This is a genomic window from Porphyromonas levii DSM 23370 (genome assembly GCF_000379925.1).
Lineage (GTDB): Bacteria > Bacteroidota > Bacteroidia > Bacteroidales > Porphyromonadaceae > Porphyromonas_A > Porphyromonas_A levii.
The window spans coordinates 1-12,942 of the sequence record NZ_KB904282.1 but is presented as its reverse complement, the minus strand read 5'-3'; the positions used below and the strand labels follow the sequence as shown (position 1 = coordinate 12,942).

Here is a 12,942-nt window from a genome sequence, read left to right as displayed (position 1 = left end):
CCATCATAAGTAGGTTCGCCTTTCGCTTCAGCTCTCTTATTTAGCTTTTTATTTATGAGCGTTTGAAATGGTCTCCAATCAATNAGTTTGTCAATTTGCTCTAGAAACTCATTGCGTGCTCTAGAACTTCTCAATTCGGTAAACACCTCAGTAAATGAGGGTGCATTGTTGCTCGTTTGCTTGAATCCCATAACTATTGTCGCTATAAATCAATACTATATTCTCCCCTTAATTACACATAAAGGTACTAATAATCAATGATATACGCAATAATTTGAGACGGTTTTTCGTGCAACATTCTCAATAAGGAGCTATTCTCTTTCACAGACTTCTTGGAACTTGGCATCAGTCCATACTTCAATTCTAAGGCATCAGTTATCCTTTTGCTTCTTCGCCTTTCAAACTGGTCGTTTACCTTTCTTCCTTCGCCATCCACCCGAAGCGAAACGATATGGATATGCTCTCGAGCGATGTCCGAGTGCTTAAAGACGATGTAGGGCTGCTCTCCATACCCCAGCTCCTCCATATACTCCTTGGCAATCGTTTTCAAAGTTTCATCATCCAGATGCTCATCCGGATGAGGGTTGAGCGAGCAATGAAAAACAACCTTCTTCGTCCTGCACTTATCAGGGATAGCTAGCTGCATATCCTCAAGGACCTGCTCCATTGTATAGGGCTTACCGCTCTGCTGGTAGAGACCATTTGCCAATAGCACAGAAGCCTCCTCCTGCTCCACCTTCTTAAAGTTGTAGCCGAGTGTTCCCCCGAGATTAGCTGTAGCAGAAATCTTTGCTATCATTTTCTCTTCCTATAGTCAATGGTCAATGCCACCGCCTGCTCCTGCAGAGCGATAATCTGCTTAGATAGTTCTACTAGTTTCCCTAGTAATATCTGAGCTGTCTTGACCGAGTGATAGCTATTGATAGCCTTAACTACTTGATTGTAGAGCACCCCAATCTTATGAATTTGGGAGGTCAATTCGGAGAGTTTACGGTAATAATCCACAGCAGATTTATCTACTGTGATGACCTTAAACTCCTCTCCAAAGAGCCTTGCCCTAACGAAATCTGACTTCGTTTTAGCCCCTGAACGGCGAAACATATCTATCAAATTCAGCTGTTCTTTTGGGTCAAGGATACGTGTATCCCAACGATCCCATCGCACATTTTTCTCTTCCATATTTCTATTTTCTTGTAATCACGACTTTGGAGTGATTGGTCTCCCCTGTGGGGCAAGGTTTTTTGTCGGCAAAACGGAGTTTGTCGGACAAAAACACACCTTGCCAATATCAAGATGATAGGGGTATGAAGAGTCTGCCTTGCGGGCAATCTCTTCGGGGGCTCCAGTTCCCTCCAATAGGTATCAAATCCTTGTAGTGACAAAGGTACAAGGGATAAATAATCCATTCAATATTAACTACTTTCACGAGTTTTCTCGCTACTTCCCTATAGCTCCCGAGTAGTAAATAGCTACTTAATTAGTCGCTTAATTTGTGATGTAATTAAGTCATCAAGTAATGATTTGATGGAATAATTAAGTGGTTAAATAACCGATGAATAGATTGACCAATAACGAACTTCATCAATTAGCCCATGGGGTTGTTACCAACTTGATTGCCCCATTGACTAATATGCTGAATAACTAAGTGATTAACTACTTAGCCTATTGATTAACTATTTAAGCACTTAATTAATAAAGTAATCGAGAACTCGAGTCAGAATAAACAAGAATCAAGACATGCAAAGTAAGTCGTAACATTTATAGAATTCATGGAGTTATGGAGAAAGAGAACAAGTACTACAAACCAATTTATCTTGGTTTTGCCTCTCAAAAAGGAGGGGTAGGCAAGAGTACATTAGCAGAAGTACTCGCCGCAATACTCTACTACGAAAAGGGTATTGACCTTATCGTGGTTGATTGTGATGGCACTCAGACATCGTTTAAGAAATTGAGAGATAGAGACCGTGCCCTCATTGAAGAAGACCCCCAGATCGCCGAAAGCATTCATGCACACTTTGAAAGATTTCAGAGACCATCGTATCGAATTATCGCAGCAGAACCCAAGGATGCTTTGAGGTTAGTAAATAGCACCCTTAACGGAATGGGCTCATCACTTCCTGACATGGTCATCTTTGACTTCCCTGGGCATTCCAGCACCAAAGAGCTATTAGAACTCTCCATACAGATGGATTTTATCATCTGTCCCATCGAAGCAGATGTTCAATCATTGACTTCTTCCCTCGCTTACGCCAAGACAATTAGAGACATTGGCGTGTCCACTTCGAGTGTACGCATTCAAGATATCATTCTCGTCTGGAATAAGGTGGATCGTAGAGCTAGGAGCTTAATCATAGATGAATATACAAAGTTCGTCAAAGAAATAGGATTGTCTCTCTTTGATGCTCAGCTATATAGTTCAGTAAAATTCAGTCGAGAGCTTGGTCAGGCAGGTGTCAAAGAGGTTTTTCGATGCTCTTACCTTCCCCCTCAACCCAAGCTGCGTATTGGTACAGGTCTCGATGAGTGGGTGCCTGAATTATTACAACGAATAGGATTAGTCACCAAGAGTGCAGAATAGTTTATGGGAACAATCAAAGAAGAAAGAGATGCTCTATTGGAAAGGAAATTGAAGGAAATGGGAGAGATGGGTAGTAGTCCTCACACGACTGATAAGAGCCCATTTTTTGACCCGCCTAATGAAGTGTTTTTCAAATATCAAGATGAACAACAAGACTCAGTAAATTCTTCATTGAGCATTGAGGAAGAAATAGAGGATTCCATGATTCCTACTGGGATATCAGAGGAAGTGGAGGATGAAGTCGGAGTTGAAACTATAGCTCAAGAGAAAACAAAGAAGCCCCCTCAATTGAAGAGAAGTGTTACACAAAGAAAAGCAGACTTTTCCGAGTATCAGAAAAGGTTTCTCGCATTGAATGTGTTTGAGAAGCGAACACAATTCACGGTCAATAAGGAAACAACGGATTTAATGAGAATAATTCTTCAAGACTTGGGCTGTAAAACGACCCTTACAGCCTACATTGAGAATATCCTAAGAGACCATATCCGTGAGTATAGAGATTTGATAAACCAAGTCACCGCTAAGCGGAGACGTAAAGAGACGATTCCAGAATGAATACAACCACGATACTCAACATCTTACTTATCATGTCCATTGTCTGGATGAGTGTGGCGATACTCTATTTGATTGTTAAATTGGTAACACAGTTGATGACGAGATATCCCTCTAAAGTTCATGATATTCATCGTTTGAAAGAGCTTGATAACCTATCAAAGAACAAAGCAAACGAGGAAATAGAAGCTGCAAATGCCATTAAGAATGAAGAAGTTCCCTTCTCATTGGTAGGGAAGAGTCGGCCATACATTTCTCCATCTCCTTCCAATGATTTCCCGATAGTTCCTGCTACCTCCCCATCTGAAAAATCGGTTGAAAACATAGATACCTTTGTCCCTGAATTGCCCGAGCAATTAGGCAATTCAGACGAGGTCATCGAAGAAGACAATGAACTTCAGATTGACTACACCGATGATATGGAGGAGGTGGATGAGGAGCAAAACGAAAGAGAAGCACTCCTCATCTTTGAAGAGCCTATAGCGAAAGAGCCTCTTCACTCAGGTGGCGTATTGGTCAAGGAGTTGGCTCTCCTTCAGAAGACTACTCAGAAAGAGACGTTAGATGAAGAAGAAGTTGAATCAGTCCGAGAGACCATCATAAAGCTTCAAGGCACAGACCTTTTGGAGCAGTATAACAAGAATCTGATCCACATCGACATGGAGAACAAAGGAATACTTAAGGTCATTAGAGAAGTAGAGGAACAGGGTCAAGAAACAGAATCACAAAACTCTTCTATCATTAATCAAATTCCAGATTCCTCTACCTCTAAGACCCCAAAAGATGAGGAAAAGAAACCTCTCTCCTATTATCTATAACAGAAAGCGTAATTGACAAATAGATAACGAATAGAATTAGAAGTATGAAGAGAAAGAAATTAATGCTGGCATTACTCCTCATAGCAGGGACTACTATAGGAGCATATGCCCAAGGAAATGGAATGGCTGGTATTAATGAAGCGACAAAGATGGTTACCTCCTACTTTGACCCAGCCACGAAGCTTATCTACGCTATTGGAGCAGTAGTAGGTCTGATAGGTGGCGTCAAGGTGTATAATAAGTTCTCCAGCGGAGATCCCGACACCAGCAAGACCGCAGCCTCTTGGTTCGGGGCTTGTATCTTTCTGATTGTAGCTGCAACTATCCTTAGGAGCTTCTTCCTTTAACTGGGGTATGGCTGAGTGGGAAATCAATAAGGGCGTGGGACGAAGCGTCGAGTTTAAGGGACTAAAGGCTCAGTACCTCTTTCTATTTGCTGGGGGGCTACTCGGGACATTTATCGCTGTCGTAGTCCTCTACTTGCTTGGTGTTAACCAAGTAGTCTGTCTGGTCATAGGCTTAGTGGGTGCCACCATTGTGGTATGGCAAACGTTTGCCATGAACCGTAAGTACGGACAGTATGGATTGATGAAGCGAAGGGCGATGAAGAGCCACCCTCGCTACCTGATTAATAGACGCTCCGTCGCCCACCTTTTCCACGACCTCAAGTCGATACAACTACACCGATGAGAAATAGTAGCAAAATCAGCACCTTGGAGAGTAAGTTTCCCCTCCTCGCGGTAGAGCATGGCTGTATCGTCTCCAAGGATGCAGACATCACAGTCGCCTATCGTGTGGAGCTCCCTGAGCTCTTCACCATCACCTCTGTGGAGTATGAGGCGATGCACTCTGCTTGGCATAAAGCTATCAAGGTGCTACCCAATTACACCATCGTGCATAAGCAGGATTGGTTCATCAAGGAGAACTATCAGCAGGAATTGACCAATAGGCAAGAAGGGGAGTACCTGAGCTTCCTCTCCAGAGCCTCGGAAAGACACTTCAATGAGCGTCCTTTCCTCCATCACAGCTGCTACCTCTTCCTCACCAAGACCCATAAGCAACGGATGCAACGGCAGAGCAACTTCTCCACACTTTGTAGGGGGCATATCCTGCCGAAAGAGATTAGCGACAAGGAGGAGGTCGCCAAGTTCTTAGAGGCAGTCGACCAGTTTGAACGCATCATCAATGATGGCGACCAGATAAAGCTGACTCGGCTTACCGAGGAAGAGATAGTCGGTAGCGAGCATCACTACGGACTATTGGATCGCTACTTCTCCTTGAATGGTGATAGCAACCCATCCCTACAAGATATCCGATTAGGAGCAGATAAGGTAAGGGTTGGGGAGAATATCCTTTGTCTCCATACCCTCTCAGATACCGATGACCTCCCCACCTCCGTGAGTACCGATAGCCGATACGAACGGCTCTCCACAGATAGGAGTGACTGCCGACTGAGCTTTGCCGCTCCTGTCGGACTATTGCTCTCCTGCAACCACATCTACAACCAATACCTCTTCATTGAGGATAGTGACGAGAACCTACAGAAGTTTGAGAAGTCGGCTCGCAATATGCACTCCCTTGGTCGTTATAGCCGTAGCAACCAAATCAATGAGGAGTGGATACAAGAGTACCTCAATGTGGCTCACTCCCAAGGTCTCACCTCCATACGTGCCCATTTCAACGTGCTGGCTTGGAGTGACGACCCCGAGGAGCTGCGTCATATCAAGAATGATGTCGGCTCCGCCCTCGCTCTTATGGAGTGCAAGCCACGACACAATACCATTGACACCGCCACCCTCTACTGGGCAGGTATGCCAGGTAATAGTGCCGACTTCCCCAGCGAGGAGAGCTTCTATACCTTCATAGAGCCTGCCCTCTGCTTCTTCACAGCAGAGACCAATTATAAAGACTCCCTATCTCCATTTGGGATAAAGATGGCAGACCGCTTGTCTGGCAAGCCGATCCACCTAGATATCTCAGACCTCCCAATGAAGAAGGGGATTACCACCAACCGCAATAAGTTCATCCTTGGACCATCGGGGAGTGGGAAGTCCTTCTTCACCAATCATATGGTACGGCAGTACTACGAGCAAGGGGCTCATGTGCTCTTGGTGGATACGGGTAACTCTTATCAAGGGCTATGTACATTGATACACCAGAAGACCAAGGGGGCGGATGGCGTTTACTTCACCTACACTGATGAGAGTCCTATCTCCTTCAACCCCTTCTACACCGATGACCATGTCTTCGATGTAGAGAAGCGAGAGAGTATCAGCACCTTATTGCTGACCCTATGGAAGAGCTCCGATGAGCGGATTACCAAGACAGAGGCTGGCGAACTGGGTTCAGCTGTCAATGCCTACATTGAGTTCATCAAGGTATCGCCTGAGCACACCCCATGCTTCAATGGCTTCTACGAGTTCCTGCGTGACAGCTATCGAGAGGAGCTCAAGCAGAGAGACATCAAGGTGACCCGTGAGGACTTTAATGTGGACAACCTCTTGACCACGCTCAAGCAATACTACAAGGGTGGTCGGTACGACTTCCTCCTCAACTCGGATAAGAACATCGACTTGCTCTCCAAGCGATTCATTGTCTTTGAGATTGATGCCGTGAAGGACAATAAAGACCTCTTCCCCGTAGTGACTATCATCATTATGGAGGCTTTCATCAACAAGATGAGGCGACTGAAGGGCATCCGCAAGATGATTCTCATAGAGGAGGCTTGGAAAGCGATAGCGAGTGCTAGCATGGCAGACTACATCAAGTACCTCTATAAGACGGTACGTAAGTTTTACGGCGAAGCCATAGTAGTCACTCAGGAGGTGGACGACATCATCCAATCACCGATTGTTAAGGAGAGTATTATCAATAACTCCGACTGCAAGATACTCCTCGACCAGCGTAAGTACATGACCAAGTTTGATGGTATTCAGGAGATGCTCGGTCTCTCGGAGAAAGAGAAGGGACAGATTCTCTCCATCAACATGAACAACGACCCAAACCGACTATATAAAGAGGTTTGGATTGGTCTTGGTGGTGTACAATCAGCAGTCTATGCGACAGAGGTCTCCATGGAGGAGTATCTCACTTATACAACTGAGGAGTTGGAAAAGGTTGAGGTATTGAAACGAGCAGAGCAATTGGGTGGTGACATTGAGGTGGCTATTCGTCAGCTGGCACAAGAGAAAAGAGAGAAGAACTAACAAAATAATGATTGAAGCAATGAAACAGAAGTTATTGATACTAATGTGTGCACTCGCATTTCTTGGGATTAGAGCAGAAGCACAATGGGTCGTTACAGATCCAACCAACTTTGCTGGCAATATCGCCAATACGATTAAGGAGATAACGACTGCAAGTAAGACGGTCAAGAACACCTTGGACAACTTTAAGGAAGTAGAGAAACTCTATAATGAGAGTAAGCAGTATTACGATGCCCTCAAGAAGGTGAATAATCTAATAGGCGATGCTTACAAAGTGAAGGAGACCATCCTCATGGTAGGAGATATCTCCGAGATTTATGTCACCTCCTTCAAGAAGATGCTCAATGACCCCAACTTTAGACCGACTGAGTTGGCAGCTATGGCTTCGGGTTATACCAAGCTATTGGAGCTAAGTGGCGAGAGTCTCCGTGAGCTAAAGAATGTGGCTAAGAGCAATGTCTTCTCGATGAATGACCACGAGCGGATGCAGATGATAGACCAGATCTACAATACCGTGCGTGAGTATCGCTCCATCGTCTCCTACTATACCCGCAAGAATATCTCGGTCAGCTATATCCGTGCCAAGCAGAAGGGGCAACTGAATCAGATGCTCTCGCTCTATGGGACGGGTGATGTTCGTTATTGGTAATGATGATTATTTGATATGGACTTCACAAGTTTACACGAGCTACTCCGTGCTACCTATGACGAGATGATGCCGCTCTGCAGCCATATGACGGGTATTGCCAAGGGCATTTCGGGGTTGGGGGCTCTCTTTTATATAGCTATCAGGGTGTGGGCTTCATTGGCGAGGGCAGAGCCCATAGACCTCTTCCCTTTGCTTCGCCCCTTTGCCTTAGGCTTCTGCATAATGTTCTTCCCATCCTTGGTGTTGGGAACAATGAATACTATACTTTCGCCAGTGGTTAAGGGGACAGAGCAATTGGTAGCTGTTCAGGAGGGGGAAGTGACGACCCTAAGGGCGAAGAGAGATAAACTGAAGGAGGAGGCTTTACTGAGAGACCCAGAGACCGCATACTTGGTCTCCAATGAACTCTTTGATGCAAAGATTGAAGAAATGGGTATTATCGGACCGTCAGATGCAGTGACCATTGCTGGGATGTATGCGGAGCGTGCTGCGTATCGATCAAAGCAGTGGATTATGAAGGCCATCCAAGATATATTGGAGTTCCTTTTCCATGCTGTCAGCCTTATCATTGATACCCTTCGCACTTTTATACTGATTGTCCTGTCGATACTAGGACCTATCGTCTTCGGTATTTCGGTTTGGGATGGTTTGGGTGGCTCACTCTCTGCTTGGTTTAGCCGCTATATATCGGTGTACTTATGGTTGCCTGTGAGCAGTATTCTTACAGCCCTCTTGACCAAGATACAAGTCTTGATGCTCCAAAAGGATATTGCTCAGTTGGCTGACCCAACATTTATCCCAGAAGTGGGGAGCTGGTACTATATGGCATTTTTCCTCATCGGTATCATCGGCTATACGGCTGTACCTACGGTAGCAGGATGGATCATTGAGGCAGGTGGCGGTATCGGTGCTTATGGCCGTAATGTCAACCAAGCAGGAAAGGTTGGGGCTCAAAAGGCTTATACAGGTGGTAAGCAGGCGGCAGGGGCTGGTGGTGCTGCGATAGGTAATATGTCTGGAAGAATCAAAGCCAAACTCACGAAGAGGTAAGCCTCCACCCCCTGAGGGGGCTTGAAATAAATAACAACAAGCTAAACAGATATGGAATTTAAGTCATTAACTAATATAGAGAGTTCGTTCAAACAGATACGGCTCTATGCGATACTCTTTGTGGTTTTTTGTCTTGGAGTGTGTGGGTATGTCGTTTATAGCTCGTACTCCTTTGCTCGTGAACAGCGGGAGAAGGTGTATGTACTGGACAATGGGAAGTCGCTTATCTTGGCACTGAGTCAGGACGCTACTACCAATAGACCAGTAGAGGCAAGGGAGCATGTGAGACGCTTTCACGAACTCTTTTTTACGGTTGCTCCGGACAAGGAGGCCATCGAGGAGAATATGTCACGAGCCTTTATGCTGTGCGATAAATCAGCATTTAACTACTACAAAGACCTCGCAGAGAAGGGATACTACAATCGGATTATCTCGGGAAACATCAATCAACGTGTGGTGCTGGATTCTATCCAATGCAACTTTGAGGTTTATCCCTATGAGGTAGTAACCTTTGGTCGGCAGTACATCGTACGGCAGAGCAACATCACGGAGCGTAGCTTGGTAACGAGCTGTACACTCCAAAATTCAGTCCGTTCAGATAATAATCCTCAGGGCTTTCTGATGGAACAGTTTGTGGTGCGTGAGAATAGAGACCTTCAGACGATAAAACGATGAGTAGTGTGGTCAATAGAGGGTGGAAAAGAGTTTTGGTATCTATCCATAAAGGATGTGAACAACTTTCCCAAAAGCAAAGAAGGATGATTCTGTGGAGTGTATGCGGCATCTACTTGCTTCTATCACTTTATATGCTGATTCAGCCTTTTATAGTCAAGAATAGCTGGCAGCCGATCGTTGTGGCAAGGGATACGATAATTGAGACTCCAGTGGAGGAAATACTATTGGACTCACTATTGATGATAGGATCGATGGAGTATTTAGCAGATAAATAACTATGGATAAGAATAAAGGACTTTCAACGAAGCAAAAAGAGCAAGTCAAAAAGTGGCTTATTTTCTCAGGGTTGGGGCTCATCTTTACTTTCTCAATGTGGTTTATTTTTAAGCCGTCAGAGAGAGAGCTGGCTATGGAGCAGTCAGGGCTGAATGATATGGTTCCGCAAGCTTCAGTAGATCAACTTGAAGAGAATAAGCTAAAAGCCTATGAACTGTCAAGCTATGAGGAGAGTGTAGAAGAGCAACGCAAGGAGATTGGTCGGCTCTCAGATTATTTTGTTCAGGAGGATACATCTCCATACCCTCTAAAGGGTCAAAGGGAAGACTCAGCTTCCACTTCAGAGGCTTGGGGTGGTGATATAGCGGGGTCGGTTCAGCAGTATGAAAGAAATAACCAGTTGCTGGCTTCCTTTAATGAGGCGGAGAACTACTACGAAGAAGAAATTGATTATCTCCGAGGAGAAATAGAGAGTCTTCGTGAGGAGCTGAATAATCGAGAGCAGGACATCGCAAGCGAGGAGGAGCGACAGTTGGCTCTGATGGAAAAGAGCTACCAAATGGCTGCGAAGTATATGCCGTCAGCTGGGACTGCTGATAAGACTCTTGCCTATGGGCGTCCTCCGGTTGATGGGCAGTCGGTGAATAATGAACCTTTAACAACAAATGCACCTGCAACTAATCTTCCTCAGATGGAGGTATTGGCAGAGCAAAAGCCAGTGGTCTCTATGCTGGAACAGCCAATGACGGACTCTGCATTTATTGCTGACTTTGGGGCAAGTGAGCGAAATCTGGGATTTTTCTCTATGGCTACCGTACCCAATAAGGTAGTACCAAGAAACACCCTAAAGGTGGTGGTCGATAAGACTACTACCTTACAGGAGGGGAGCTTCGTGGTGCTTAGACTCTCGGAGGATGCACACTTCCAAGGCATTCGGCTTTCTCGCAATGCTCCGCTTGTGGCTCAAGCGAAAATTGAGGGGAATAGGATGAGGCTTCATGTGCGGTCGGTGGAGACGGGTGGACGTATCTTCTCAGTCTCACTCTCAGCTTTTGACCTTGATGGTCAGGAGGGTATCGCCATTCCTGGCATTGAGGAGGTGCAGGCACTAACGGAGACCGCTGCAACGGCTGGTGGCTCCATGGGTACTTCCTTCACATTTGCTTCCTCTGCCAAAGACCAGATCATATCAGAGCTGGCAAGAGGGGCAATGCAGGGGGCGAGTCAGCTACTACAAAAGAAGCTTCGTGAGATTAAGGTGCGATTAAAGGGTGGGCATCAGCTCTACTTAGTTCAATCGAAATAATAACTAATCAAAAATATGAATATGAAGAAAGTAATGTTAATGGGGGTATTGGCTCTTGGTATGAGCTTGGGTGCTATGGCACAAGATAATGGACAGAGCTATATGCCCTCCACGGGAGACCTTTATCAAGGGATGAGCCGTGCTATCCCTGCTGGGCGCGTGGTGGTGCCGTATGGATTGGAAGTGAGCTTTGAGAAGACGGTGCACTTGATATTTCCTGCACCTATCCGTTATGTGGACTTGGGCAGTAATGCCTTGGTAGCTGGGAAAGCAGATGAGGGGGGAGGTGCTGAGAATGTATTGAGGGTGAAAGCAGCTGTGAGGGATTTTGAAAGAGAAAGTAATCTCTCGGTACTCTGCGATGATGGATCTTTCTATAGTTTTAATGTGAAGTATGCAGATGAACCTGAGATGCTCAGTATTGAGATGATAGACTTTCTCTCCCACGTGGATGGTCGTCTGCCCTCCAATCGGGCAGACATCTACTTTAAGGAGCTAGGAAGCGAGAGTCCCATGCTGGTTAAACTGCTGATGAAGACTATTTACCAGAAAAATAAGCGGGAGGTTAAGCATATTGGAGCAAAGCGGTTTGGTTTGCGTTTCCAGATGAAAGGGCTTTATACCCATAATGGTTTGCTCTACTTCCATACTCAAATCGATAACGAGAGTAATATGCCTTTTGGAGTGGACTTTGTCAGCTTCAAGGTGGTGGATAGGAAGATAGCAAAGCAGACGGCTATTCAGGAGCGGGTGTTACAGCCTCTAAGGGCGTATCATCAGGTGATGCAGGTGCGACCCAATGGCAAGGAGCGAACTGTCTTTGCTTTGGAGCAGTTTGCCCTCACTGAGGATAAGCAGCTGGAGGTGACCCTTTATGAGCGTAATGGTGGGCGTACGCTAACTTTTTATTTGCAGAATGAGGACTTGATTAGGGCAAGACGAATAGATAACCTTAAGCTAATGTGGTGATGAAGAGGGTGATTTTATTGCTGGTTTTGACTGTGGCGGTAGTGATACCGTCACAAGCTCAGAGGCTTATCCCCAATCAAAAGGGGCTGGAACTCTTTGGTGGTGTGCCGATAGTGCGAGGTGAGAAACTCTTTAGAGCGGAGAACTATTCGGCTGGAGTATCGCTGGTGCGTTACTTCAAAACCGCCAACTATGCCTTTTTTACGCTGGAGTGTGAAGGGCAGACATACGACTATCGCTCTTATAAAGTACCTGCTTTAGATGGTCTGTTACAGCTAGGCTACATGCACCCTATACTCTCTGACGGAGGTAAGAATATCTTTCTTTACCTCGGAGTAGCTGGATTAGGTGGCTATGAGGAGGTGAATGGTGGTAATCCAGACTTGCCCGATGGAGCTAAACTCATAGATCGCACAAGGTGGGTATATGGTGGGGCATTGCACGCATCGGTAGAGCTATTCCTCACGGATAGCCTGCTCCTTGTAATGAAGGGTCAAGGACGTATGCTCTTTGGCTCGGACTTGAATCTATTTAGACCTAATATTGGTATTGGATTAAGAGTAAACTTATGAAAAAGATAACAAGAATGATATGGGTAATGGGGGTGCTCATCAGGGCAATCGCATTTGAATTATCATAGATAGTTGTATTCGAGTATCTGAGAAGGTTTCATAGTTGCGTTCCTCTTTCTTAGGTTTTTCATTGGAATTTTTGTTTTCTCTTTTTGCTTTTCGAGGAAGAAGAGAGCTATCTTGTTGATTATATTCCAGTTCTTCGCTTCGTTGTCCTTTCTCTTTAACGATTGGTCTTCACCGAGAATGACATCAAGACAATAGTGTAAGTTATTCTCTACCGCCCAATGA

Annotated in this window: 13 protein-coding genes and 2 pseudogenes; 12 read left to right on the top strand and 3 right to left on the bottom strand. The window is 45.3% G+C overall.

The window, feature by feature from the left end; translation table 11 throughout:
- Window positions 1–318: 318 nt before the first annotated feature.
- Window positions 319–799, bottom strand: a pseudogene (locus tag A3GG_RS12645) (relaxase/mobilization nuclease domain-containing protein); the annotation flags it as partial.
- On the bottom strand, window positions 796–1,179 hold the full coding sequence (locus A3GG_RS0108745; protein WP_018358915.1) for a plasmid mobilization protein: 384 nt from the start codon (window positions 1,177–1,179) through the stop codon (window positions 796–798). The gene A3GG_RS0108745 and the pseudogene A3GG_RS12645, both read right to left, overlap by 4 nt.
- A 598-nt stretch (window positions 1,180–1,777) precedes the next feature.
- On the opposite strand from A3GG_RS0108745, the gene A3GG_RS0108740 reads away from it, so the two are divergent.
- From A3GG_RS0108740 to A3GG_RS0108680, 12 genes are all read left to right on the top strand, one after another.
- Window positions 1,778–2,578 (top strand): ParA family protein, encoded by an 801-nt coding sequence (locus A3GG_RS0108740; RefSeq protein ID WP_018358914.1) that lies wholly within the window; start codon window positions 1,778–1,780, stop codon window positions 2,576–2,578.
- A gap of 3 nt (window positions 2,579–2,581) precedes the next feature.
- Window positions 2,582–3,133, top strand: coding sequence for a DUF3408 domain-containing protein (locus A3GG_RS0108735; RefSeq protein ID WP_018358913.1), 552 nt, complete (start codon window positions 2,582–2,584; stop codon window positions 3,131–3,133).
- A complete protein-coding gene (locus A3GG_RS0108730; RefSeq protein ID WP_018358912.1) occupies window positions 3,130–3,948 on the top strand; it encodes a hypothetical protein in 819 nt (272 codons plus the stop codon). Before A3GG_RS0108735 ends, A3GG_RS0108730 begins: the two co-directional genes overlap by 4 nt.
- A 44-nt stretch (window positions 3,949–3,992) precedes the next feature.
- Window positions 3,993–4,295, top strand: a complete 303-nt coding sequence (locus tag A3GG_RS0108725; RefSeq protein ID WP_018358911.1) for a DUF4134 domain-containing protein — start codon at window positions 3,993–3,995, stop codon at window positions 4,293–4,295.
- 7 nt (window positions 4,296–4,302) lie between these two features.
- On the top strand, window positions 4,303–4,638 hold the full coding sequence (locus tag A3GG_RS0108720; RefSeq protein ID WP_018358910.1) for a DUF4133 domain-containing protein: 336 nt from the start codon (window positions 4,303–4,305) through the stop codon (window positions 4,636–4,638).
- On the top strand, window positions 4,635–7,154 hold the full coding sequence (locus A3GG_RS0108715) for a TraG family conjugative transposon ATPase (RefSeq protein ID WP_018358909.1): 2,520 nt from the start codon (window positions 4,635–4,637) through the stop codon (window positions 7,152–7,154). The genes A3GG_RS0108720 and A3GG_RS0108715 overlap by 4 nt, the downstream gene beginning before the upstream one ends.
- A gap of 19 nt (window positions 7,155–7,173) precedes the next feature.
- Entirely contained in the window at window positions 7,174–7,803 is a 630-nt protein-coding gene (locus A3GG_RS0108710) for a DUF4141 domain-containing protein (RefSeq protein ID WP_026215737.1), read from the top strand.
- A gap of 15 nt (window positions 7,804–7,818) precedes the next feature.
- On the top strand, window positions 7,819–8,853 hold the full coding sequence (traJ, locus tag A3GG_RS0108705) for a conjugative transposon protein TraJ (protein ID WP_018358907.1): 1,035 nt from the start codon (window positions 7,819–7,821) through the stop codon (window positions 8,851–8,853).
- Between the two features lie 51 nt (window positions 8,854–8,904).
- On the top strand, window positions 8,905–9,528 hold the full coding sequence (gene traK / locus A3GG_RS0108700) for a conjugative transposon protein TraK (RefSeq protein ID WP_018358906.1): 624 nt from the start codon (window positions 8,905–8,907) through the stop codon (window positions 9,526–9,528).
- A 277-nt stretch (window positions 9,529–9,805) separates the two neighbouring features.
- Window positions 9,806–11,110: a conjugative transposon protein TraM gene (gene traM / locus A3GG_RS0108690; protein ID WP_018358904.1), complete on the top strand. Its 1,305-nt coding sequence runs from the start codon at window positions 9,806–9,808 to the stop codon at window positions 11,108–11,110.
- 21 nt (window positions 11,111–11,131) lie between these two features.
- A complete protein-coding gene (gene traN, locus A3GG_RS0108685; RefSeq protein WP_026215735.1) occupies window positions 11,132–12,079 on the top strand; it encodes a conjugative transposon protein TraN in 948 nt (315 codons plus the stop codon).
- Window positions 12,073–12,651: a conjugal transfer protein TraO gene (locus tag A3GG_RS0108680; RefSeq protein WP_026215734.1), complete on the top strand. Its 579-nt coding sequence runs from the start codon at window positions 12,073–12,075 to the stop codon at window positions 12,649–12,651. The genes traN and A3GG_RS0108680 overlap by 7 nt, the downstream gene beginning before the upstream one ends.
- A 62-nt stretch (window positions 12,652–12,713) precedes the next feature.
- Here the strand turns inward: A3GG_RS0108680 and A3GG_RS13750 are convergent.
- A pseudogene (locus tag A3GG_RS13750) lies at window positions 12,714–12,942 on the bottom strand (ISAs1 family transposase); the annotation flags it as partial.